Consider the following 24118-nt stretch of genomic DNA (forward strand, 5'->3'; position numbering starts at 1 on the left):
TATGAGCAGCGCCAGCGCCCTCAGGGCGCCCACTGTCCAAGCCTCGCCGCCGCCCGCTCGCGAACAGGCCTTGCGCCCAGAGGTCAATGACGCCCATGTGCGCTTCATAGGCCTGGGCAAGACCTACACCGGCCAGGCCCAACCTGCGCTGCAAGGCATCGACCTGAACATCCGCCGGGGCGAGATCTTCGGCATTATCGGCCGCAGCGGCGCTGGCAAGTCGTCGCTGCTGCGCACCATCAATCGCCTGGAGCAACCGAGTCAGGGCCGGGTGCTGATCGATCAGGTCGATATCGCACCGTTCGACGAAGACCGCCTGGCCGAGCTGCGGCGGCGCATCGGCATGATCTTCCAGCACTTCAACCTGATGTCGGCCAAGACCGTGTGGCAGAACGTCGAGCTGCCGCTCAAGGTTGCCGGCGTGGCCAAGGCCGAACGCCAACGCAAGGTGCGGGAACTACTGGAGTTGGTCGGCCTGGCCGAAAAGCACCATGTGTACCCGGCGCAGTTGTCCGGCGGGCAGAAGCAGCGCGTCGGCATCGCCCGAGCGCTGGTCCATGACCCAGAGATTCTGCTGTGCGATGAAGCTACCTCGGCGCTCGACCCGGAGACCACCGCCTCGATCCTCGAACTGCTGCGCGACATCAATCAACGCCTGGGCCTGACCGTGGTGCTGATCACCCACGAGATGGCGGTGATCCGCGATATCTGCCACCGCGTGGTGGTGCTCGAACGTGGCGAAGTGGTCGAGCAAGGTGAGGTCTGGCAGGTATTCGGCAGCCCCCATCACGAAGTGACCCGGACCCTGCTGGCACCGCTGCAAGCCAAGCTGCCTGCGGCATTGCAAGCCAGCTTGCGTTCCACCCCAGGCAGTCGGGATGCCGCTGTGGTGCTCAAGTTGGTGGCACTGGGCGAGTTGGAGTTGTCTGGCCTGTTCAAGGATCTGGGCGGACAGGTCAGCCTGCTCCAGGGGGGTGTAGAGACCATTGGTGAACGAGCGTTGGGGCGCTTGATCCTGGCGGTACGCGGCTCGGTCCACCAACCGCATCAGTTGCTGGAGCGCGCCCGCCGTTGGGCCGATGACGTGGAGGTGCTGGGCTATGTGGGTTGATCGTCTGCTACAGGGCTTGCTGGACACCTTGTTGATGGTCGGCGTGTCGTCGCTGATCGCGCTGTTGGTCGGTGTGCCGATGGCAGTGCTGCTGGTCACCAGCGACAAGGGCGGGATCTACGAGGCACCGGCGCTTAACCGGGTGCTCGGTGCCTTCGTCAACCTGTTCCGCTCGATCCCGTTTCTGATCCTGATGGTCGCGCTGATCCCGTTCACCCGTCTGCTGGTGGGTACCACCTATGGCGTGTGGGCCGCCGTGGTGCCGCTGACCATTGCCGCGACGCCGTTCTTTGCGCGGATCGCGGAGGTGAGCTTGCGTGAGGTCGATCATGGCCTGGTTGAGGCGGCCCAGGCCATGGGCTGTCGGCGCTGGCACATCATCTGGCATGTGCTGCTACCTGAGGCGTTGCCGGGCATCGTCGGCGGTTTCACCATTACCTTGGTGACGATGATCAACTCATCGGCCATGGCCGGGGCGATTGGTGCTGGGGGCTTGGGCGACATTGCCTATCGGTATGGTTATCAGCGCTTCGACAGCCAGATCATGCTGACCGTGATTGCGATGTTGGTGGCATTGGTGGCGCTGATCCAGTTGGGTGGCGATCGCTTGGCGAAAGGCTTGAACAAGCGCTGACGCTATCGCGGGGCAAGCCCGCTCCCACGCTGCCCCGCAATCGATCTGGGGAAGGCGTGGGAGCGGACTCGCGATGACCTATTCAGCCCCAACGCAAATCCTGCGCAGGCACCGGTCGTCCAAACCAATAGCCCTGCCCCAGCTGACACTGCTGCTCCAGCAGAAACCGTGCCTGCTCCGCCTGCTCGACCCCTTCGGCATGCACCTGCATACCCATGCTCTTGGCCAAGGCGATGATCACCCGAACAATCGCGATGTCATCCTCATCCAGCGGCAGCCCGGCAACAAAGCCCTGATCGATCTTGAGCTTCTGCACCGGCAAGCGCTTGAGCCGCAGCAGCGACGAATAACCCGTGCCGAAATCATCGATCGCCAGGCTCAAACCCAGTTCGCGCAGGCGGTGCAACTGCTCCAGCGCCACCTCCGGGTCTTCCATCACCGCACTCTCGGTGACCTCCAGCTCCAGCAACGCCGGATCCAGGCCGGTCTCATGCAGCACCTCGGCGACTTGCCGGTACAGCTCGCGCTGGCCGAAAAGCCGGCTGGAAATATTCACCGCAACGAACGCCAACGCATGCCCCTCGGCCTGCCACCGAACCATCTGCCGGCACGCCTGGCGCAACACCCAGGCATCGATCTCGGCGATCAATCCGGTACGCTCGGCAATCGGGATGAACTCGCCCGGCGGCACCAGCCCGCGCTCCGGATGCTGCCAGCGCACCAGGGCCTCGACGCCGATCATCTTGCTGGTGAACAGGTCATGCACCGGCTGGAAGAACACCCGCAGCTCTTCCTGCTCCAACGCGCGGCGCAACTCGCCGGCGGTCTCCACCCGCTGCTGGGCGTGAGCGGTCAGCTCTTCGGTATACAGCGCATAGCAGGCGCGGCCATTGCTCTTGGCCTTGAACAGCGCGGCATCGGCGTTGCGCAGCAATTGCTCGGCGCTCAGGGCATCGCTGGGGAACAGGCCAATGCCAACGCTGACACTGATGAACAGCCGGTTACCCTCGAAGACGAACGGCTCGCGCATGCGCTCGATGATCTCTTGCGCCAAGGTCGCCGCCTCGCCGACCTGCTGGCAGTTCTCCAGCAGCACGCCAAACTCGTCACCGCCCAGGCGCGCCAGGGTTACGCCTTGGCCCAGCACTTCGCGCAAACGCTCACCCACAAGCTTGAGCAACTGGTCGCCAATGGTGTGCCCAAGGCCGTCGTTGATGCTCTGGAAGTGGTCGAGGTCGAGCAATAACAGGCCACACCCGCGCTTGTGCGCTTGAGCGGCGGCCAGCGCCTGTTGGGCGCGGTCGTTGAACAACAGGCGGTTGGGCAGGCCGGTCAGTGGGTCATGGTGCGCCAGATAGGCCAGTTCCTGCTCGGAGTGCTTGATCGCACTGATATCGCTGAACACCGCGACGTAGTGGGTCAGCTCGCCGCTGTCGTCGCGAATGGCGCAGATGGTCTGCCACTGCGGGTAGATCTCACCACTCTTGCGCCGGTTCCAGATCTCGCCGCTCCATTCGCCCTTGTCCGCCAGCGTCGCGTAGATCTGCTGGTAGAACGCCGCATCGTGGCGGCCCGACTTGAACTTGCTTGGGCGTTGGCCGAGCACCTCGTCCTGCTGATAACCGGTAATGCGCATGAACGCCCGGTTGACGTGCACGATCAAGCCATTGCGATCAGTCACCAGCACCCCTTCCAAGGTGCTGTCGAACACCGCAGCCGCCATGCGCAGGCGCTCACGGTCCTCGCTGCGCAGGCGCGCACCGATACCAATGAAGTTGAGCAGCCGGGCGCGCGAGACGAAGATCAGGAACGCGCTGAACAGCACCCACACCAGCACGTTGATGCAGCGTCCCAGGTTCAGCGCCAGTGGATCCTCGGTCAATCGCTGCAAAAGCTGCTCGGACAGCACCAGCCAGAGGATCGAGAACACCACATAGAGCGCAGCCATACGCAAGGCGTCGCGAACGGAAACAGACATGTCGGGTGTGTAAGCCCATAGAAAACGATGGGGCATTATAAAGGCGGAAACATGCCGTGACTCATTCACGGATCAGAAATTGGTCTAGACGATGAGCGCTTGAACCCGCTCTATCAGCGGTGCACGGCGCGTACAGGAGTGGGCTTGCCCCGCGATAAGGCCAGCGCTATCAAAACAGGCCTATGGTTTTATTTCCCTGCCAAGGGATAATGCCAAACGCTACTCCCCCGTTTTTCCGAGGGCTTCTACACCTATGTGGTACTACGGTTTACTCGACTTGTCGGCCTGGCAACTGGTCGCGGTCACCCTGCTGATGACCCACGTGACCATCGTCAGCGTCACCATCTACCTGCATCGCTATTCGGCGCACCGCTCCCTGGAGCTAAACGCCGGACTGAAGCACTTCTTCCGTTTCTGGCTGTGGCTGACCACCGCGCAGAACACCCGCGAGTGGACGGCTATCCACCGCAAGCACCACGCCAAGTGCGAAACCCCCGACGACCCGCACAGCCCGGTCTACAAGGGCTTGGGCACTGTCCTGCGCAAGGGCGCCGAGCTTTACCGCGAGGAAGCGCGCAACCCTGAGACCTTGCGCATCTACGGCAAGAACTGCCCCGACGACTGGATCGAGCGCAATCTCTACAGCCGCTACAAGCTGGGTGGCATCGCGCTGATGGCCGTCATTGACCTGCTGCTGTTCGGCACCATCGGTATCACCATCTGGGCCATCCAGATGATGTGGATTCCGTTCTGGGCCGCAGGCGTGGTCAATGGCCTGGGCCATGCTGTGGGCTATCGCAACTTCGAATGCCGCGACGCCGCCACCAACCTGGTGCCGTGGGGCATCATCATCGGCGGCGAAGAGCTGCACAACAACCACCACACTTACCCCAACTCGGCCAAGCTGTCGGTCAAGCGTTGGGAATTCGACATGGGCTGGGCCTGGATCCGCCTGCTGAGCATGCTGCGCCTGGCCAAGGTGCAACGCGTGGCCCCCATTGCCCACCGGGTCGAAGGCAAAGCCAACCTGGACATGGACACCGCCATGGCGATCCTCAACAACCGCTTCCAGATCATGGCCCAGTACCGCAAGTTGGTGATTGGCCCGCTGGTCAAGCAGGAGCTGAACAAGGTCGACGCTTCGGTGCGCCATCGTTATCGCCGCGCCAAGCGCCTGCTGTCGCGTGAAACCAGCCTGCTGCAGGATCGCCATCACGTGCGCATCGAGTCGATCCTCGCCCAAAGCCAGGCACTCAAGACCATCTACGAAAAGCGCCTGGCCTTGCAGCAGATCTGGGCCCGCACCAGCGCCAACGGCCACGACATGCTGGCTGCCATGAAAGACTGGGTACACGAGGCCGAAGCCAGCGGTATCCAGTCGCTGCGTGACTTCGCCAGCCAGCTCAAGACCTACTCGCTGCGCCCCACCGCCTGACCGCCGTTGATCGGCACGCCCCGCTCTGGGGCGTGCCATCCGGAACTTCACCCCCGGTAGTTACTCAAATTCGGCATATCGCCCGCGTGGCGGGCCGGATCGTGGCCGCACGCTTTCAGCCGAGAATCGCTCCGTGCTCATGGCCAATAAAATCAATCCACCGTTGCCCGGCAACCCGCCACCTGAAGCCGCCCAAACCCTCCTTGCCCTGTTTCATGCCCAAGGCGAAGTCGCTCGCTTGAGCGAGCGCGACCAACTGTTCAGCTCATTGCTCGATAGCGTCAACGCCGTACTGTGGGCATTCGACTGGGAAACCCGCCAGGTGCTCTATGTCAGCCCGGCCTACGAACGCATCTTCGGCAGGCCCGTGAGCCTGGTGTTGGCTGACTACAACGAGTGGCGCGACAGCATCTTCCCCGACGATCTGGAATACGCCGAGCGCAGCCTGGCCCAAGTGCTCACCAAGGGCTCGGTGGAAGATCGCGAGTACCGCATCATCAATGCCGCAGGCGAGACCCGCTGGCTCAGCGACAAGTGCTACATCAACCAACAACAGGAAGGCGATCGAGTGATCATCGTCGGCATTGCCGAAGACATCACCGAGAAGAAGCACCTCGAAGGCGAATTGCAGCGCCTGGCGACCACCGATGTGCTGACCCAGAGCAGCAACCGCCGGCATTTCTTCGAGTGCGCCCAGCAAGCGTTCGACAGCGCCCGCGCAGAGGGTTCGCCGCTGGCCTTCTTGCTGCTGGATATCGACGACTTCAAGCAGATCAACGACAGCTACGGTCACCAGGAAGGCGACCAAGTGCTGCAGCGTATTGCCGACAGCGGCAAGGCGGTGTTGCGTCGGGGGGATCAGTTTGGCCGCATCGGTGGTGAGGAGTTCGCCGCGGTGTTTCCGGGCTGCACGGCGCAGGTCGCCGAGCAGATTGCCGAGCGTTTGCAGCGCGAGATTCAGCGGTTGAGTTTCACCCACGGGCAGCAAACCTATGGCGTCACCGTAAGCCAAGGGCTGACCGGGCTGACCGATGAAGACGCGACCCTCGATACCTTGTTCGCCAGGGCCGATGCAGCGATGTACCAGGCCAAGCGCCAGGGCAAGAACCAGATCGTGCGGGGCTGAGGTGGTAGCGGCTTCGGTAGTGTCAGGGCTGGCCCGAACAGAAGTAATTGGTTTCAAGTTAGCAAAGGTCTTACACCTTAGCTGGAGCCCGATGGGGCCGCTGTGCGGCTCCATCGGGCTCCCGTCCAGCGCGAGGTCAGCAACACCCTAGAGCTGATCAGATTCAGGGGCAGCCCGCCCTTCTGGAGCTGGTTCGACTGCTGCAGCATTGGCTTCCTGCGGCTTCGCCGGTACGTTGTCAACCTTACGCAACCGGTTCAACTCCGGCAGCCCCAGCTTCAACAACCGCGCAGTCTTGTTACTGGCCACCTTCTCCAGCCCCTGATCCGCCGGCAACCGCGCCAGCTGCCCAGCGAGGTTCATCGCCAGGATCTCGCGCGAATACACCCCGCCGCCCAACGCATACACCGCAGCGATCAGTTCGCGCAATGTCAGCGGCAAACGCCAGCGGGTACGCAGTGCCGAGCCAAAGGGAGCACCGAACTCGTTGAGGGCCAGTTGCACCTGATCTTCATCGAGCTCGCCCCCGGCCAAACGCCATTCTTGCAGGCAGCGCAGCACCGCAAGGTCACCCAGGCAATGCAGCAGCCCTGCGCAATAGCAGCGCGCTTCGTCCACTTCCAACTGGCGCGCCAGGGTGCGGCCGTACTCGGCGGTGTGCAGCGACAGGTTCCAGTAATGCGTCGCATGCTTGGCCAGCAAAGGATCACTCAGCCGCGCACTGCGCTTGAGGGTCAGGCCGAGGATAAGGTTCATGCTTTGCGTGCTGCCCAGCTTGTTCAGCGCCTGCAGCAGGGTCTGCACCGGCGCCTCGCGGTGCATCGCGGCGCTGTTGGCGGCGGCGATCAGCACGCCGGTGATCTGTGGATCGTTGCGCACCTCTGCTTCCAGCACCTTGAGGTCGAGCCCCTGGGGGTTGAGCGCGCGTTTGATCGCGACCTCGACATCAGCCAGCAGCGGGCCGCCGTCGGCGCTAGCGCGACGTTCCTCAAGAAACGCAGGCAGCTTGGCGCCGGGGTGCAAGGGCGGCACCGGGCAGGCGATCTCTTCACCGCCGGCAATCAGCAGAACTTCCAGGCGTTTGCGCAGCTTGTCCAGGTTGAGCGGCTTGCTCAGGTACTCGGTGGGTTGAAACGGCAACGCTTCACGCACACTGGCGCTGTCGCTGCGATTGCTCAGGAGTATGAACGGCAAGCCAGGGTTGTCGCCTTTGGCGCGCACCTTGCGTAACAAGTCCAAGCCATCGAAGTCGCTGAGTTCACGCGTGGCGATGATCAGGTCAGGCTTGCTCGACAGTGCGCTGAGCGCTTGTGAGCCGTCGGCGCAGATCTGTAGGCGGGCGTCACAGCGCACGCTGAGCAGGGTTTCGCGCAGCATATCGCGCACCCAGGGATCGCCTTCGGCAATCAATACGCAAGGCGGGGTGGGGTCTGCAGCGCTCATTGGTCAACTCCTGAGTAATCCTGACGCGCAATCCGTTGCAGCTTCCAAGGCAAGTCCATCGGCTAACCATAGCGCTCCAGGCAGACAATAGGCATAAAAAAAACCCGCCTAGGCGGGTTTTTTTCTGACGCGTGTCACAGATTTCACGCCAGCTCAGCGAAGCACTCTTCGATGATCGCCAGGCCTTTGTCCAGCAGCGCGTCTTCGGCAGTCAGCGGCACCAGGATGCGCAGGACGTTGCCGTAGGTACCGCAGGACAGCAGGATCAGACCCTTGTCACGTGCCTTGGCAACCACTTGGTTGACGGCAGCGGCGTTCGGCGCGTGCGAGTCTTTGCCCTCGAACACTTCAACAGCGATCATCGAGCCCAGGGCGCGAACGTCACCGATGATTGGGTGCTTGGCCTGGATTTGCTTGAGGCCAGCGACCAGACGCTCGCCAACAGCCTTGCTGCGATCCAGCAGTTTCTCTTCTTCGAACACTTCGATCACGGCCAGGGCCGCGGCGCAAGCGATCGGCGAGCCGGCGTAGGTGCCGCCCAGGCCGCCTGGCGCGATGGCGTCCATGTACTCGGCCTTGCCGCATACACCGGCCAGCGGGAAGCCACCAGCGATGGATTTGGCGAAGGTGGTCAGGTCAGGCGCGACGCCCATCTGTTCCATGGCGAAGAAGGTGCCAGTACGGCCAGCGCCGGTCTGTACTTCGTCGGCGATCAGCAGGATGCCGTGCTGGTCGCACAGGGCGCGCAGGCGCTGCATGAACGGCTTGGTCACCGGAATGAAACCACCTTCGCCCTGAACGGGCTCGATGATGATCGCGGCGATGTCGCGTGGCTCAGCGTCGTTCTTGAAGATGCGCTCGATCGAAGCGATCGAGTCGTCGATGCTCACACCGTGCAGCTCGTTCGGGAACAGCGCGCGGAAGATGCCGCCTGGCATCAGGCCCATGCCAGCCGAGTAAGGAACGACTTTACCGGTCAGACCCAGGGTCATCATGGTACGGCCGTGGTAACCGCCGGTGAAGGCGATCACGCCAGCGCGGCCGGTAGCGGCACGGGCGATCTTGACGGCGTTTTCCACAGCTTCGGAGCCGGTGGTGACCAGCAGGGTCTTCTTGTCGAAGTCGCCTGGGACCAGCTTGTTGATCTTCTCGCACAGCTCTACATAGGGCTCGTACGCCAGAACCTGGAAGCAGGTGTGGCTGACTTTGGTCAGCTGCTCTTGCACCGCTGCAACCACTTTCGGGTGCAGGTGGCCGGTGTTGAGTACGGCGATGCCGCCAGCGAAGTCGATCAGTTCGCGGCCTTCAACGTCGATCACCGTCGCGTTCTTCGCGGTATCGACGAAGATCGGGTGAATCTGGCCAACGCCACGTGGGACGGCGGCGACACGGCGTTGCATCAAGGATTCGTTGGTCTTGCTCATAATGCCCTCATTCGCGCCGACTCTGACGGCGCTTTTATTCGGGGGTGGCTGGGTCTGTGCACGATCAGTATTCGTTGATCGACTGGCGTGAACGCCCGGGCCACCAGGTACTGCGATGTAAAAAAGACCAGCGAGACGTCGCTCTCGCGCCCCGCTGGCAGAGGTAAAAACCTTGCTACTTAATCAGTTGCTCAGACGCTGATGCACAGGTACTTGATCTCGAGGTAGTCCTCGATACCGTACTTGGAACCTTCGCGGCCCAGGCCCGAGGCCTTGATGCCACCGAATGGCGCAACTTCGTTGGAAATCAGACCGGTGTTGATACCGACCATGCCGTATTCCAGCGCTTCGGCAACACGGAACACACGGCTCATGTCGCGGGCATAGAAGTACGAGGCCAGGCCGAACTCGGTGTCGTTGGACATGGCGATGACTTCAGCCTCGTCCTTGAAGCGGAACAGTGGCGCCAGCGGGCCGAAGGTCTCTTCTTTGGCGACTGCGGCGCTCTTCGGAACGTCGACCAGAATGGTCGGTTCGAAGAAGTTGCCTTCGATCAGCTTGCCACCGGACAGCACCTTGGCGCCTTTGGAGACGGCGTCTTCGATGTGTTCCTGAACCTTGGCAACGGCTTTGCCGTCGATCAGCGGGCCGGTGGTGGTGCCATCTTCCAGGCCGTTACCGATCTTCAGCTTGCCAACAGCAGCCTTGAGCTTCTCGGCGAACGCGTCGTAGACGCCGTCCTGCACGTAGATGCGGTTGGCGCAGACGCAGGTCTGGCCGTTGTTGCGGTACTTGGAGATGATCGCGCCTTCGACAGCCTTGTCCAGATCGGCGTCGTCGAACACGATGAACGGGGCGTTGCCACCCAGCTCCAGGGAAACCTTCTTGATGTCCTTGGCGCATTCTTCCATCAGCTGGCGACCGATTTCGGTCGAGCCGGTGAAGGACAGCTTGCGTACCAGGGAGTTACCGGTCAGCTCGCCGCCGACTTCACCCGCGCTGCCGGTGACGACGCTGAGCACACCCGCCGGGATGCCGGCGCGGGTAGCCAGCTCGACCAGGGCCAGAGCGGAGTACGGGGTTTGCGACGCAGGCTTGAGCACCATGGTGCAGCCAGCGGCCAGGGCCGGGCCGGCTTTACGGGTGATCATCGCGGCCGGGAAGTTCCACGGGGTGATCGCGGCAGTAACACCGATTGGCTGCTTGATGACGATCAGGCGCTTGTCGGGCTGGTGGCCTGGGATGGTGTCGCCGTAGACGCGCTTGGCTTCTTCGGCGAACCACTCGATGAACGATGCGGCATAGGCGATTTCGCCCTTGGCTTCGGCCAGTGGCTTGCCTTGCTCGGTGGTCATCAGGCGAGCCAGGTCGTCCTGGTTCTCGATCATCAGCTCGAACCAGCGACGCAGCTTGTTCGAACGCTCTTTGGCGGTCAGTGCACGCCAGGCCGGCAGGGCCTTGTCGGCGGCTTCGATGGCGCGGCGAGTTTCGGCGGCGCCCATCTTCGGCACGGTGCCGATGACTTCACCGGTGGCCGGGTTGGTCACCTTGATGGTCTGGCCGTTGTCCGCATCCAGCCATTCACCGTTGATGAAGGCTTGCTGGCGGAACAACTGAGCGTCTTTGAGCTGCATGTCGGCTTCCCTTGAGCACCGTGCGCGCACGGGGCGAATTATTGATTGTTGAATAAGCGCCCCCATCAAGGGAGCTGCCGTCAGGAATTCAGGCACCGGGTTGAGCCAAGTGTTCAACCTGCGGGCGTCGAGCGTTTGAAATCTCAAACGAATCCTAAGGGTCTGTTGGGTCTTGGACAATAGGCTGTTCGAAAAAAAGAACGAGTGGTTGAACACCTCGTCTGAATTTCACCTGGGATGGATGGCGAGGGCTGCGCCCTCGTTCGCGGGCAAGCCCACTCCCACAAGGACCGCGCAGAATCAGAGCCCGCGCTAACCTGAATGAGGAAAAAAGGAGGGCCGGACGGCCCTCCCGGCAGGCATCAGAACGCTTTATCCAGATCGATCACCAGGGCGCGATAACCGACACTGCCCGGCTGCCGGCTGAGCACCTTGAGCTCCACCAACACGTCCTGGCTGCCCCGGCGCACTTCATTGAGGGTAGTGCTGGTCAGCTTCTCCTTGGTCAGGAAGCCCACCGAAGCGGAATAGATGAACTGGGTATCGGTCTCCGGCCGATAAGCCACCACCGAGGTCACCGGGCTGTACCACTCATCGCCACGCTCCTTGCCATACTCCCAGACCTGCTCGACCGTGCCCTTGGCCTCATCGATGCGGTATTCAACGGCGCGGCTGTAATTGCCGCTGAGTTTGGTCGGCTCGAAGTTGCGTCCCCAGCCGTTGTCGAACACGGTCAGCGTGCCTTTGCCGGTAAGCCAGGCGGTGTGCTGGGTCCACGACCAGTCGAAGCCTTCGCTGGCCACGGGCGTCAGTACCTTGTCCTTGAGCCGCTCGGGCCAACCCTGGGGCGAGGCGAGGATCCACTTGACCTGTTTGTCTCGGCCAATCTTCACCACGCCTTGATGACGGGCTGAAACGATGATGCTGTCGTCTTCTGCGTCGTAATCGATGGCATTGACGTGCGCCCAGTTGCGCCCGGTGCCCACGCCCGGGGTATCGCCGAACGGCAAGTCACCTTCGGCAAGTTCGTTGGCCAGGGTGCTGTCCTGCTTGGCCACGCCGTCCGGCAACTGGATCGCCGCCTTGCCGAGCGTCTCGAGCAACTCGCCACGATACGGATCGAGGATCTGGTTGAGGTCCCAGAAGTCCAGCACGTCACCCGCCTCGTTGACCTCGATGATATGGTCGCGGATCGAACGCACCCGCTTGCCATCCGGGCGGCGGTAATCGGTGGTGCCGACGCGCAGCAGGTAGGTGCCGTTGACCGTTTCGCGGATCTCGTGGGAGAAGTCGGCGAATTTGTCCGGCAACGTGCGCTGCCACACCTGGCGGCCGAGCAGGTCGTACTTGGAATAGGTCTGGCCTTGGCCCCAGATCAGCTTGCCGTCGCGGGTCTGCTGGAAGCCCATGGTCCCGCCCAGGCCGTCGCGGCGGTTGGAGTCGTGGATCTGCTCGATGTCCAGGTACCAGCGCACGTCGCCATTGCTGTCGGCGATCCAGTTGTTGCCGACCTGATCCCATTCGGCAGCGCCGCCCAGGGCGTTCCACTTCAGTGCGCGGCCACCCGGAATATCGCCGAGCAGGTGGTTGAACAGGTACAGGCGTTTCTCGAAGCCCGGCGCGACCTTGACCGGCACCACCTGCGGCAGCGCCGCTGTCTGTTTAGCCACCACTGGCAAGCGCACGGCCGGGGCATAGATTTCGTACTGTTCGCGAATTCGCTCGCCATCGAGCTTGTAGCTGACTTCGACCTGGTTGACGTGATCTGGGTACAAGCCAAACACCGGGATGCCGCCATAGGTCCACAGCGAGCGATCGGACACGTCGTAGACGATATCTACCCCGCGCTCACCCCGACCACGCACGCGTACATGGGCAGCACTGATGGCCCGACCACCATCGCGGATGATCGCGGTCAGTGGCGCCAGGCGATAGGGGTTGACCACTACATCGCCGAGCAGCGCTTCATCGTGGTCGGGCACCTTGGCGGTGAGGCAAGCGCCCTCGGGCAAGGCGGGGGTGTCGGTCTTGGCATTCATGGCAAAGCTCCTTGTGCTCAGAAGTCGTAACGGGCGGTAGCGCCCACGGTGCGCGGGGTGCCAAGCACGCCGGCATAACCGCCGTTGGCGGAGTTCCACAGGCTGGTGAAGTAGGTCTTGTCGCCGGCGTTCTTGACCCACAGCGACAAGTCGAGCACGCCATCACCCTGGTCCAGGCGCACGCCGGTGGAGAGGTTGACGATCGCGTAGCTGGGGATCTGGCCGTAGTCGGAGTCGTCGATGGTGCCCACCGCCTTGGAGCGGAAGGCGTAGCTGGCGGTAACGTAGGGTTCGATGCGCTCGGTCAGCTGCCACTTGTACTGGCCGTTGAGGTTGGCGATGTACTTGGAGGCGCCAACCACCTGGTGCCCGGACAGGTCGCAGGTGGCGGTGGCGCTGGCCAGGCTCACTTCAGGTGGGCATGGGGCGTCTTTGTAGTCAGTGTAACGCACATCGTTCCACGAACCGTTGAAGTTGACCGTCAGGCCGCTGATCGGCAGCGCAGTGGCCTCGAACTCAAGGCCGCGCGAGCGCACGCTGCCGGCGTTGGCCAGGTACTGCACGCGGTTGACCTGGTCGTAGACGTTGGCCTGGTAGCCATGCACCTGGGCCCAGAACAGGTTGGCGTTAAGCTGCAGGCGGTTGTCGAGCAACGTGCTCTTGAGGCCCAGCTCAGCGTTGTTGACCCGCTCGGTGCCGACCAGCAACGAATCGGTCCCAAGCCGTGGCGCGGCACCGACAGTCAGGTTGACCCCGCCAGACTTCTCGCCGTGGGTGAGGCTGGCGTAGCCCAGCAGGTCGTCGGTAAAGCGGTAGCTCAGGCTAAGCAGGCCCGAGGGGCTGAAACTGTACTGGTTGAGGTCACCCGAATCGTAGGCGCCGACGCGACCGTTGCGCGCCGCCGCTGCCGCTCCAGATACCGCCGCGCCGCCAGACGGGGCATCGCGGGTGACCCAGGCGCTCTTCTCTTCATACGTACCGCGCACTCCGGCAGTGAAATCCAGGCGCTCGGTGAGGTGCCAGGTGCCTTGGGCGAACAGCGCGTAGCTGTCGGTATCGATGTGGCCATTGCCGATGGTGTTGACGTTGGCCAGGGCGCCAGCGGGCGTCTGGTTCCAGATATCGGCCTGCGGGCCGTAATAGGTGAACGACTTGTTATCCAGGTCCTGCTTGAAATAGTAGGCACCCAGGACATAGTCGAACAAGCCACCGGTGGGCGAGGCCAGGCGGATCTCCTGCGAGTACTGCTTGTCGCGCACCGAGACCCCGGCGCTGTAGAACACCGGCACATCCAGGCCATCGTCGTTGCGCGGGGTGAAGTCCCACCAGCGATAGGCACTGATCGAAGTCAGGGTGAAATCGTTGGGCAGGGTCCAATTGGCCTCTACCGACGTTCCCCCCTGGAACACCGTGACCTGCTGCTCGGCGTCGAAGTTGACCTTGCGGTCCTTGCCCGACACCAGTGTGGCGCCGGCCTGGGCGGCCAGGCTCTCGTAGCGGTTGACGCCATTGATGGTCGGGCCGGTGCTGTACAGGCTGAGAATGCCGTTGTCGGAATTCTCCTCGTTGTACTCGCCGATCCAGCGCAGGTTGAAGGTTTCATTCGGCTGAAACAGCAGCTGGGTACGAAAGCCTTGGCGCTTGCCGCCGTTGAGGTCGTGGCCATCGTGGATGTTCTTCACATAGCCGTCGTCTTCAGTGTGGTAGGCGCTGATGCGCCCGGCCAGGGTGTCGCTGATCGGCCCGGAGAAACTGCCCTGAGTCTGCCAGTAGCCATCCTCGCCCAGCGACGACTGCACGCTGCCTTCGCGATGGAAGGTCGGTTTGCGGGTGGTGATGTTGAGCACCCCGGCGGTAGTGTTCTTACCGAACAGCGTGCCCTGCGGGCCGCGCAGCACTTCCAGTTGCTCGACGTCGAGCAGGTCGAACACGGCCATGCCCGGGCGACCCAGATAGACGTTGTCCAGATAGATGCCGACGCTGCCTTCCAGGCCGTCGCTGGCCGGGTTGTTACCCAGGCCGCGGATCGAGATGCTCGACTGGCGGGCGTGAACGTAGGCCACGTTGGTACTCGGTACTAGCTGTTGGAGGTCCTGTACCCGGTAGATGCGCTGGGTTTCCAGGGTTTCGCTGCCCAGCACGCTAATCGGCGTGGGCACGCTCTGCGCGGTTTCTTCGCGGCGACGCGCATTGACGGTAACGGTGCCGAGCTTGGCGGCCTGCTCCACCGCCGGGGTGGCGCTGACCGGCTCGCCAGCAAAGCTGTTGCCAGCGGCGGCCAGCAGCACGCCAGCGGCCAGGGGTTGCAGGGCCAATAGTGATGCGCGCGCGGGCCAACGATAGATTCGGGACATGCAATGCTCCTTGAGGCATGGGCCGTGGCGAGCATTTCCGTTGTCGGAACCGAATCGCGGTCAGGCAGACTTATATTCTTTTAAGATCTATAAATATGTGTAATTCATATTTTGTGGAATAAGTGACACCCTTTATAAGGGTCACAACCCTTCCCATCAATTGCATTTCACCGAAAGTTTTCATGTAGAAAATGCATATAGATCTCCGTCAGTTGCGCCACTACATCGCCCTTGTCGAACACCGCAGCTTTGTCGCCGCGGCGGCGGCGGTGAACCTGTCGCAATCGGCCTTCAGCCGCAGCATTCAAACCCTGGAGCACAACGTTGGCTGCCGGCTGGTCGACCGCGCCAGCAAGGAGCTGGCGCCGACGCGGCAAGGCTTGCTGGTGCTGGAGCATTCACGGCGGTTGGTGCATGGCGCACACAACCTGGTCAACGAAATCAACCAGTTCAACGGCGCGACCACTGGGGTGGTGCGCTTCGGCTCAGGGCCTGCGCCGGCGGGCGGCTTGGTGCCGCGCGCGGTGGCGCGTTTCGTCAGTGAGTTTCCGGCGGCGCGCACCTGTTTTCAGGTGGATAACTGGCAGGCGTTGAACCGCAAGTTGATTGCCGAGGAGATCGAGTTCTTCGTGGCCGACACCCGCCAGTTCGAGGCTGATCCAGATTACCGCGTGCACAAGCTGACGCCGCAGCGCTGGCACTTCTGCTGCCGCGCCGGACATCCGTTGACCAAGCAGGCCGAGGTACGTGCGCGTGATCTGTTCGATTACCCCCTGGCGACCACCTTCCGCCCGCCGAATATCCGCAAGATCCTCAGCGACCTCAGTGGTCGCCAGGATTTCTTGCCTAGCGTGGAATGCGAGCATGGCTATGCGCTGCTCAATGTGGTGCTGCACTCGGACACCATCGGCATCGCCTGTAGTGCCAACTTGCAGCCGTATCAGGGTGAGCGAGGGTTGCTGGCGCTGCAGCTGGTGGACCTGACGGCGGAGCAGGAGCAAGAGTGCTACACCCGCTACGGGGTGGTAAGCCGGGTCGGGTATGGCTTGTCGCCATTGGCGCAGGGCTTGGTCAGGCAGTTGATTGCCTGTGATGCTGAAACCTGACGCTGCTTGGGTTCGGGCTATTTAGGTTCTTGCTGCCTAAGCTTCGTGGGGGCGGGCCTGCCCCGCGATAGCAGTGGTGGATTCACCATCGCTATCGCAGGGCAAGCCCGCTTCCGCGTTGCATCAGCCCTTGCGCGTAGTCCGGCTCAACTGCCCATCAACCCCCACCGGCACCTCCCCCGCCAAGGTCACCCGGCGCACGATCCGCGGCTGGGTCCCATAGTCATCCACCGCATAATGCTGGGTGGCGCGGTTATCCCAGATCGCCACATCGCCTGCCTGCCAGCGCCAGCGCACGGTGTTCTCCAGGCGCGTCACATGGCCCTGCAAGACGGCAAACAAATGCTGCGAATCAGCTAGCGAATAGCCCTTGATACGCTTGACGAAATGCCCCAACTGCAACGCCCGCTCGCCACTGATCGGGTGCACCCGCACCACCGGATGCTCGGTCTCGTAAACGGTCGAGGTGAACACCTTGCGATAACGCTCAAGCTTGGCGGGATCAACGTCGGGCTTGAGGCTGGCATAGTCATACTCGTTGCTGTGCACCGCCCACAGCTTGTCCGCCAGCTCGCGCAGCGCCTCCGGCAACTCGCGATACGCCGCTGCCGTGTTGGCCCAAACCGTATCGCCGCCTGAGGTCGGCGCCACCACACTGCGCAAGATCGAGGCCTTGGGGTAGGCATCGACAAAGGTCACATCGGTGTGCCAGGAGTTGGCCCGCTGCCCTTCTGCACCATCGAGCTGCAACAAGTAACTGGTGCCATCGACCACGGGCACCGTGGGATGGGCGACCGGCTCGCCGAGCAGCTTGGCGAAGCCTTCCTGGCTCTGGTCATCCAGATGGGTCTGCTCACGGAAGAAGATCACCTTGTGCTCGACCAGTGCGGCCTGAATGGCCTCGACGGTCGCTGCATCGAGGTCGGCGGCAAGCTTGACCCCGCGTATCTCGGCGCCGATGCGGCCGGCAATCGGACGGATGTCGAGCTCAACGGTATGCGGCGCGGTGGCCAGTGCGGCATTGCTCATTGCGGTGGTCCTCACGGTCAAATGATGGGGCTTTGCGGTTATCAGCGAGCGGCCTGGGTGGCCTGTTGTGCTTGCAGCGCGGCATCGAGGAAACGCGGCTCGATCCAATCAGAAACCTGGAAGCTGCGACGGATCAGGCGTTCCTTGGCTGCCAGGTCGACGCCCTGTTGCAGCAGGCCGACGAATTCGGCGTCCAGCCGCGGATCGAAGTAGTGCGCGAGGTTCTCCTGGGCCAGGTCGCCTTCAAGGATCACCTTGGGATAGTTGGCGGTGCTGGCCACCAGATCGACGTAGGCTTGGCGGTTGTTCTCATCGCGCAGCCACTCAGTGGCCTGCTGCTGCGCCTTGACCAGGCGGGCGGTCAGCTCAGGGTGCTGGCGAATGAATTCGCCCGTGCCAAGCAGCACCGCCTGGGTGCTGCCAGCGCCCTTGAGGTCGCGCGAGTTGACCGGCAGTTCGACCAAGCCGCGATCGCGCAGCGAGAGCAGGTTGGACAGCCCCCAGGTAGCGTCGATCTGCTTGGCAGCAATGGCGGCATTGGCGGCATTGAAGTCCAGGTTGATGACCTTCAGATCGCGCTCCGACAGGCCTTGACTGGCCAAGGCACTGGCAAATGACAGTTGGTTGGCCGTGCCGCGAAATACCGCCACCCGCTTGCCCTTGAGGTCTTGCAGGGTCTTGATCCCGGAGCCTGGCACCACGCCCAGGTAGCTTTTCACCCCGCGCACCCCCGCCGACAACACGCGGGTATCCAGGCCATTGGCCTTGCCGATGATGGCCGCCAGATCGCCCAGGTAGGCGAAGTCCGCCTGGCCGTTGGCCAGGGCTTCGTTGATTACCGGACCTGCGCCCTTGAAGAAGCGCCAATCGATCTGGATGCCGTCCTTGGCAAACTCTTTCTCCAGCAGTTGCTGGCTGCGCAGCACATCCACCACCCCGCCCGCGCTGGGCTTGCTGCCAGCGCTCAAGTCGGGCACGGCAATGCGGATGGTGTCGACCTCGGCGGCCTGCGCGTTCAGCGCATAGGCGCTGAGCACGCCAGCCAGCAGGGTGGGGGCGAAACGACTGAGCAAGTGACGCAATGGGATTTTCATGGCAAGGCTCCTTGGCAGGCTGCCACCGGCGAGGGCCGGCGCTTTGGCCAGAAGCTAGGCGGGTCTGCTTAGCACCAACAAAGATCAAATCTTCATTTTTTAGTAACTAAAAGATATAAATCAGGCATTGCGCGGGCCGCAGCCCGGCTTGCGTGAAACGCATGGAAAATATGAGGAAAACGCAACGTCGATAGGCTTCCCCATGCATGAAACGCATGTTCTTATCTCTTGAAGTACATTAATGGAGATTTTTTATTCCATAAATGAATAACCTAACAACGCTTCGAGAGATGCCCGATGAGCGAACTGCTGACCTCGGGGCCTGCCTTGCCGGCCCTGCCGAGATGGCGAATTGGCGCCGAGCGCCTACTACCCTGGCTGCTGCCTTTGGCGCTGGCCGCATTGTGGGTGAGCGCCAGCCACTTGCACTGGATGAGCGAACAGATTCTGCCGGCGCCGACGCTGGTCTGGCAGAGCGCACTGGACTTCGGTACCGGTGAGCTCTGGAGCCACCTGTGGATAAGTGTGCAACGGCTGGCCTGGGGGTTGCTCGTCGGGATTACCGGCGGCCTGCTGCTGGGCACCTGGCTGGGCGCCTCGCGACGGGCGCAAACGCTGGTGCTGCCGACGTTCGTGGCGTTGGCGCAGATCCCCACGCTGGCCTGGATTCCGTTGTTCATGCTGTTTTTCGGCATCGGCGAGCTGCTCAAGCTGGTAGTGCTGATCAAGGCCATCGTGGTGCCAGTCACCCTGCATACCCTGGTCGGCGTGCGCGACGCCCAACCGAAACTGCGCGAAGCGGCCGCAACCCTGCGTCTGCCGCGTCACCTGGTGTTCCGGCGTCTGCTGCTGCCAGCCGCCCTGCCCTCGTTTCTGGCGGGCGTGCGCCTGGCCCTGGCGACGGGCTGGACCTCACTGCTGGCGGTCGAGCTACTGGCCTCGAGCGAGGGCATTGGCTACCTGATGGTCTGGGGCCGACAGCTGTTCATGCTCGATCTGGTATTGCTCTGCATCCTGTTGATCGGTCTGGTCGGGGCCTGCATGGATCGCGGCTTCAGCAGCCTTGAACGACGCCTGCTGTACTGGCCGCAACCGGCCACTGGCGAGCAACGCCGCAGCATCGTGCCGCGAGCCTGGCAAGGCTTGCTGCTCCCGTTGGCGCTACTGGCACTGTGGCAGGCGAGCAGCAGCTTCGGCTGGGTCGACGACAACATCCTCACCTCGCCCCTAGGCGTGCTGCACAGTCTGAAAGCTGGCGTGGCAGACGGCTCGCTGCTTGAAGCACTGCGCCTGAGCCTGCAACGCACCCTGGCTGGCCTGCTGATTGGCGGCGGCGCAGGCTTTTTGCTGGGGGTGCTGCTGGGGCTGTCGAACAGGTCCGAACGCCTGCTCGGGCCGAGCCTTTCGGCGCTGCGTCAAGTGGCGATCTTTGCCTGGGTGCCGCTGCTGACCGCCTGGTTTGGCTTGGGCGAAGGAGCCAAGTTGGTGTTCGTCGGCCTGGCGGCGTTCTTCCCACTGTTCATCGCCACCCAACGTGGCATCGCCAGCCTGTCGCCGCAGCTGGGCGAAGCCGCCCGCGCGCTGCGCCTGGACCTGCCGCACCGCCTGCGCTTGCTGGTCCTGCCCGGCGCCGCCCCGGCGATTTTCGCCGGCCTGCGCCTGTCGCTGATCTATGCCTGGCTGGGCACCATTGGTGCGGAATACTTCATGCCCTCGGACGGCGGCATCGCCAGCCTGATGCTCGGCGCGCAACAGCTTTTCCGCATGGATCAGGTGATGGCCGCGATGGTCCTGATCGGCCTGGTCGGCGCCCTGCTGGGCAACCTCGGACAACGCCTCGAATCGCGCGCCACGCGCTGGAGAACCGCATGAACGCCTTTATCAATGCCGCTTTGCACGCCGCCAACCAAGCAGACGCCACGCCCCCGCTGGTGAGCTTCGAGCAGGTCAGCAAGACCTTCACCGTCGACGGCCAGGCATTGGAGGCCATCCGTAATTTCGACCTGTCGATCAACCAAGGTGAGTTCATCGCCATCGTCGGCGCCTCGGGGTGCGGCAAGTCGACCCTGCTGCGCTTGCTGGTGGGGCTGGATACCGACTACAGCGGCAGCATCCGCGTCGATGGCCAGCCAGTACACGGCATTGGTGGCGAGCGCGGCATCGTGTTCCAGGAGCATCGGCTATTTCCCTGGTTGAATGTCGAACAGAACATTGGCCTGGGCTTGGTCAACGAGAAGCTCACCCAGGGCGAGCGCGCGCGGCGGGTGCATGAATACGTGCAGTTGGTGGGTTTGGTCGGGTTTGAATCGGCCTATCCGCATCAGTTGTCTGGTGGCATGGCGCAGCGGGTGGCGATCGCCCGCGGATTAGTCGCCAGCCCACGCATCCTGCTGCTGGACGAGCCATTCGGCGCGCTGGATGCATTGACCCGCCAACAGTTGCAGGATGAGCTGCTGGCGATCCGCGAGCGCTCAGGGATTACCACCCTGCTGGTGACGCACGATGCCGAAGAGGCGACTTATCTGGCGGATCGGGTGGTGGTGCTGGAGCCACGGCCCGGGCGGATCAAGGCGGTAGTGGAAATCGACCTGGACCACCCGCGCCAGCGTACCGGGGTGGCGTTGCATGGGTTACGCGAGAAGGTCTTGCACCAAATTACCGGAGATGGCGGCTATCTGAAGCCGCCCGTGCAGCGGGTGGAAGGTCTGCGCCCAGAATTGATCGCACTTTGAGTTCACTGGCCTTATCGCGGGGCAAGCCCGCTCCCACGCAGGACGACCATTTACTCGGGCATGCGTGGGAGCGGGCTTGCCCCGCGATAAGGCCAGCGGCTTCAACCCAGCTCCCGAAGATACTGCCAGGGGTAGATCCCGCGCTCATGCCCATCGCTGAACACCAACTGCACGCCATACCCCTGCACCTCGATCCGCTCAATTCGAACATCATCGGGCACCGCCGAAATGCCCCCGCGCAGTTTGCTTGCCCGGCATTGCGAACAGGGGCACGCTCCCCTGAGCCGCACATGGCTGATCACCTGCAGCGCATCTGCCCATTGCACGGCCAACTCGCCCTGCCCGCGCACGTTACGTAACCCGCGCGGCGCGTTCATCACGCCGCCCCTTGTAATTGCGCCAGGGCAATGCGCACCGCTTTGCGCACTTCCGGATCACTGTCAGCCTCGGCATTGCGCAACGCCGGCAGCGCCGCGCTATCGCCCAACTCACCCAAGGCCAACGCGGCCTCCTTGCGCAGGTTGGCGATGCCGTGGCCGAGCAGCTCGACCAGCCCTTGCAGGGCCTGGCGGAAACGCAAGCGCCCCAGCGAACGGGCTGCGCGCAGGCGTACCTGCCAGTAGCCATCGGCCAAGGCCTCGACCAAAGCCGGACCGGCCTGGGCATGGCCGACCTTGCCCAAGGTGGTGGCGGCTTCTTCACGCACCTGCCAGGCCTCGTCGCGCAATGCCGCAGTCAGCGCGGGCAACACGCTGCTATCCCGGGCCAGGCCCAACGCCCCAATGGCTGCGCGGCGCACCTCGGTGTCCGACTCCTGCGCGGCGAGCCCGGCCAACGCTGGCAAGGCCGCCTCATGCTTGAGCCAGCCAAGAATCCCCACCGCTTCGCGGCGCACCGCAGCGTCCGCATCTTGCAGCGCCAGCAGCGCCGGGCCTGCGGCGTCTTCCAGGCGCAGTTCGCGCAGGGCACGCAACGCACTGGCGCGCACGAAGGCATCGGCATGGGTTACCCAAGGCAGGATCAGCAAGCCCGCTTCCAGGCTCTTCAACTCACTAAGGCTTTGCGCGGCGGCCAGGCGCACCGGCTCGGCGCTGTCGGCCAGCGCAGCACACAGTGCCTGCACCACATCTGGCTGTTCCCAGGCTTCGAGCAAACGCGCCGCCTCGGTGCGCACCTCGGTCGAGGAGTCGACCAATAGCGCATCAGTCAGCCACGGCAGGCCCTCGGGCTCTTCCAGATCGGCCAAGTCGATCAGGGCGATGCGCCGCACGGCCGCGTCGTCGGCATTCAAACGCGGGAGCAATTCGACAATATCGGGGTGGTCTGTAGTTCGTTCAGTCATAGCGCGATCCGTAGCGGTGGAGGGTCAGTGTCGGGCAGACCAAGCGGCGTCAGGCGCGGCAGTTCGCGGCCTTCCTCGTGGCGCAGCAAAGCCAGGCAGTGACGCTTGAGGTGGGTGAACTGCGCGCTGGTCAGCAGGCTGGCGTGGCGTGGGCGAGGAAAGCTCAGGCGCACGTCTTCGATGAAGCGACCTGGGCGTGGGCTCATCACCAACACTCGGTCAGCCAGGAACAGCGCCTCGTCGATGTCATGGGTGACGAACACCACGGTGGTGCGGATGCGCGTCCAGATATCCAGCAGCAACTCTTGCATGCGTGAGCGGGTTTGCGCGTCGAGGGCGCCGAAGGGTTCATCCATCAGCAGCAGGCGCGGGCGATTGATCAGCACCCGGGCAATTTCGGCGCGCTGCTGCATACCGCCAGAGAGCTGGCTCGGCCAGCGTTCAGCGAAGTCGGCCAGGCCCACCAGCTGGAGCATTTCGCTGGCGCGGCGATGCCGCTCAGGCTTGCCCTGGCCCTGCATCTTCAGGCCGAAGGCCACATTGTCGAGCACGCTGCGCCACGGCAGCAGGGTGTGATGCTGGAAGACCATGCCGCGCTCCGGCGATGGCCCCGCGACCGGCGCACCATCGACCTCGAGTACGCCCGAGCTGGGCAACAGATGACCGGCCAAAGCCCCCAGCAAGGTGGACTTGCCACAACCCGATGGCCCCAGGATGCAGACGAACTCGCCCGGCGCGATGGTGAAGTCCAGCGCCTGTACCGCTTCGAACGCCTGACTGCCCTGCCCCAGGCGTATCGACACGCCACGCGCTTCGATACGACCAGGCTCGGGGGCCTGTTGATAACTGCTCATCACGCGCCCCTCCGCAGCCGATACCAGGGCGTGGCCAGCGCGCCGAGGCGTTTGACCAGGGCACTGCTACCCATGCCCAGCACGCCGATCAACAGCATGCCGACGATGATGTCCGGGTAGTTCTGCAAGGTGTAGGACTCCCAGGTGTAGTAGCCGATGCCAAACTGCCCGGCGATCATCTCGGCCGTGACCAGGCAGAACCACGAGGTGCCCATGCCGATCGCCAGGCCAGTGACGATACTCGGCAGCGCACCCGGCAAGATCACCTCCCGCAGGATCGCGTAGCGCCCGGCACCCAGGCTGCGCGCCGAGGCGACCAGGCGGGGGTCGACCGCCTCGACGCCATGCACGGTGTTGAGCAGGATCGGGAACAACGCGCCGGTAAAGGTGATGAACACCATCGACAGCTCAGACGATGGAAACATCAGGATCGCCAGCGGAATCCACGCCACCGCCGGGATCGGCCGCAGCACCTCCAGTGGGGGCAGCAAGGTGTCCTCGGCCCACTTCGAGCGGCCGATCACCAGCCCTAGGGACACGCCCAGCACAGCCGCCACCAGGTAGCCGGAAAATACCCGCGACAGGCTGCTAGTCAGGTGCGCGAGCAACGAACTGGAGGTCAGCAGTTGCCAGGCCGCATCGAGCACCGCCTTGGGTGTCGGCACATAGGTGAAGGTGAACAGGCCCAGGTTCAGCTTGCTGCTCGCGGCCAGGTGCCAGAACAGCAGGCAGGCCAGCAGCGAGGCCAGTCGCACAGGCCAGCGCGTGAAGGTGCTTGTCATG

General features: G+C 63.2%; 19 protein-coding genes. 7 read left to right on the plus strand and 12 right to left on the minus strand.

The annotated features are described in order from the left end of the window. Position 1: 1 nt before the first annotated feature. Positions 2-1111: a methionine ABC transporter ATP-binding protein gene (locus OIU19_RS04925; RefSeq protein ID WP_264233810.1), complete on the plus strand. Its 1110-nt coding sequence runs from the start codon at positions 2-4 to the stop codon at positions 1109-1111. Next, positions 1101-1745, plus strand: coding sequence for a methionine ABC transporter permease (locus tag OIU19_RS04930; RefSeq protein ID WP_186552899.1), 645 nt, complete (start codon positions 1101-1103; stop codon positions 1743-1745). Before OIU19_RS04925 ends, OIU19_RS04930 begins: the two co-directional genes overlap by 11 nt. 82 nt (positions 1746-1827) lie before the next feature. Here OIU19_RS04930 and dibA read toward each other — a convergent pair whose 3' ends face one another. After that, positions 1828-3723 (minus strand): phosphodiesterase DibA, encoded by a 1896-nt coding sequence (gene dibA, locus OIU19_RS04935; protein ID WP_264233813.1) that lies wholly within the window; start codon positions 3721-3723, stop codon positions 1828-1830. A gap of 253 nt (positions 3724-3976) precedes the next feature. Here dibA and desA point away from each other — a divergent pair, with 253 nt between their 5' ends. Beyond that, positions 3977-5158 (plus strand): delta-9 fatty acid desaturase DesA, encoded by a 1182-nt coding sequence (desA, locus tag OIU19_RS04940; RefSeq protein ID WP_186552901.1) that lies wholly within the window; start codon positions 3977-3979, stop codon positions 5156-5158. A 139-nt stretch (positions 5159-5297) separates the two neighbouring features. After that, complete coding sequence (locus OIU19_RS04945) at positions 5298-6284, plus strand: sensor domain-containing diguanylate cyclase (RefSeq protein WP_264233816.1); 987 nt, start codon at positions 5298-5300, stop codon at positions 6282-6284. Positions 6285-6431: 147 nt separating this feature from the next. Here OIU19_RS04945 and OIU19_RS04950 read toward each other — a convergent pair whose 3' ends face one another. The 5 genes from OIU19_RS04950 to OIU19_RS04970 form a co-directional block, all read right to left on the minus strand. Then, positions 6432-7727 carry a response regulator gene (locus OIU19_RS04950; protein WP_264233818.1) on the minus strand — a complete coding sequence of 432 codons (1296 nt, stop codon included), beginning with the start codon at positions 7725-7727 and terminating at the stop codon, positions 6432-6434. 143 nt (positions 7728-7870) lie between these two features. After that, entirely contained in the window at positions 7871-9151 is a 1281-nt protein-coding gene (gene gabT / locus OIU19_RS04955) for a 4-aminobutyrate--2-oxoglutarate transaminase (protein ID WP_186552904.1), read from the minus strand. Positions 9152-9342: 191 nt separating this feature from the next. Next, a complete protein-coding gene (gene gabD, locus OIU19_RS04960; RefSeq protein ID WP_186552905.1) occupies positions 9343-10785 on the minus strand; it encodes an NADP-dependent succinate-semialdehyde dehydrogenase in 1443 nt (480 codons plus the stop codon). Positions 10786-11147: 362 nt separating this feature from the next. After that, complete coding sequence (locus OIU19_RS04965; RefSeq protein WP_264233821.1) at positions 11148-12824, minus strand: aryl-sulfate sulfotransferase; 1677 nt, start codon at positions 12822-12824, stop codon at positions 11148-11150. Between the two features lie 17 nt (positions 12825-12841). Continuing rightward, the gene (locus tag OIU19_RS04970; protein WP_264233823.1) at positions 12842-15178 is read right to left on the minus strand and encodes a TonB-dependent receptor; all 2337 of its coding nucleotides are present in this window, start codon (positions 15176-15178) and stop codon (positions 12842-12844) included. Between the two features lie 191 nt (positions 15179-15369). Between OIU19_RS04970 and OIU19_RS04975 the strand changes: the two genes are divergently transcribed. Then, positions 15370-16284, plus strand: coding sequence for a LysR family transcriptional regulator (locus tag OIU19_RS04975; RefSeq protein WP_264233825.1), 915 nt, complete (start codon positions 15370-15372; stop codon positions 16282-16284). 123 nt (positions 16285-16407) lie between these two features. Here the strand turns inward: OIU19_RS04975 and OIU19_RS04980 are convergent, their stop codons facing one another. Both OIU19_RS04980 and OIU19_RS04985 read right to left on the minus strand, forming a co-directional pair. Then, entirely contained in the window at positions 16408-17313 is a 906-nt protein-coding gene (locus OIU19_RS04980) for a TauD/TfdA family dioxygenase (protein ID WP_264233826.1), read from the minus strand. A 41-nt stretch (positions 17314-17354) separates the two neighbouring features. Beyond that, complete coding sequence (locus OIU19_RS04985) at positions 17355-18407, minus strand: ABC transporter substrate-binding protein (RefSeq protein WP_264233828.1); 1053 nt, start codon at positions 18405-18407, stop codon at positions 17355-17357. Positions 18408-18704: 297 nt separating this feature from the next. Here OIU19_RS04985 and OIU19_RS04990 point away from each other — a divergent pair, with 297 nt between their 5' ends. Beyond that, positions 18705-20279, plus strand: coding sequence for an ABC transporter permease (locus OIU19_RS04990; RefSeq protein WP_264233830.1), 1575 nt, complete (start codon positions 18705-18707; stop codon positions 20277-20279). Then, positions 20276-21139 (plus strand): ABC transporter ATP-binding protein, encoded by an 864-nt coding sequence (locus tag OIU19_RS04995; RefSeq protein ID WP_264233832.1) that lies wholly within the window; start codon positions 20276-20278, stop codon positions 21137-21139. Before OIU19_RS04990 ends, OIU19_RS04995 begins: the two co-directional genes overlap by 4 nt. A 101-nt stretch (positions 21140-21240) precedes the next feature. Here the strand turns inward: OIU19_RS04995 and OIU19_RS05000 are convergent, their stop codons facing one another. Genes OIU19_RS05000 through OIU19_RS05015 form a run of 4 tightly spaced genes read right to left on the minus strand, consistent with a single transcriptional unit; the run spans position 21241 to position 24117 of the window. Further along, positions 21241-21516, minus strand: coding sequence for a DUF971 domain-containing protein (locus OIU19_RS05000; protein WP_264233834.1), 276 nt, complete (start codon positions 21514-21516; stop codon positions 21241-21243). Then, a complete protein-coding gene (locus tag OIU19_RS05005) occupies positions 21516-22481 on the minus strand; it encodes a HEAT repeat domain-containing protein (RefSeq protein WP_264233836.1) in 966 nt (321 codons plus the stop codon). The genes OIU19_RS05000 and OIU19_RS05005 overlap by 1 nt, the downstream gene beginning before the upstream one ends. Further along, positions 22478-23335: an ABC transporter ATP-binding protein gene (locus OIU19_RS05010; RefSeq protein ID WP_264233838.1), complete on the minus strand. Its 858-nt coding sequence runs from the start codon at positions 23333-23335 to the stop codon at positions 22478-22480. Before OIU19_RS05010 ends, OIU19_RS05005 begins: the two co-directional genes overlap by 4 nt. Continuing rightward, positions 23335-24117, minus strand: coding sequence for an ABC transporter permease (locus OIU19_RS05015; protein WP_264233840.1), 783 nt, complete (start codon positions 24115-24117; stop codon positions 23335-23337). The genes OIU19_RS05010 and OIU19_RS05015 overlap by 1 nt, the downstream gene beginning before the upstream one ends. Between the last annotated feature and the right edge of the window lies 1 nt (position 24118).

The organism is Pseudomonas sp. BT-42-2, from assembly GCF_025847435.2.
Lineage (GTDB): Bacteria > Pseudomonadota > Gammaproteobacteria > Pseudomonadales > Pseudomonadaceae > Aquipseudomonas > Aquipseudomonas urmiensis.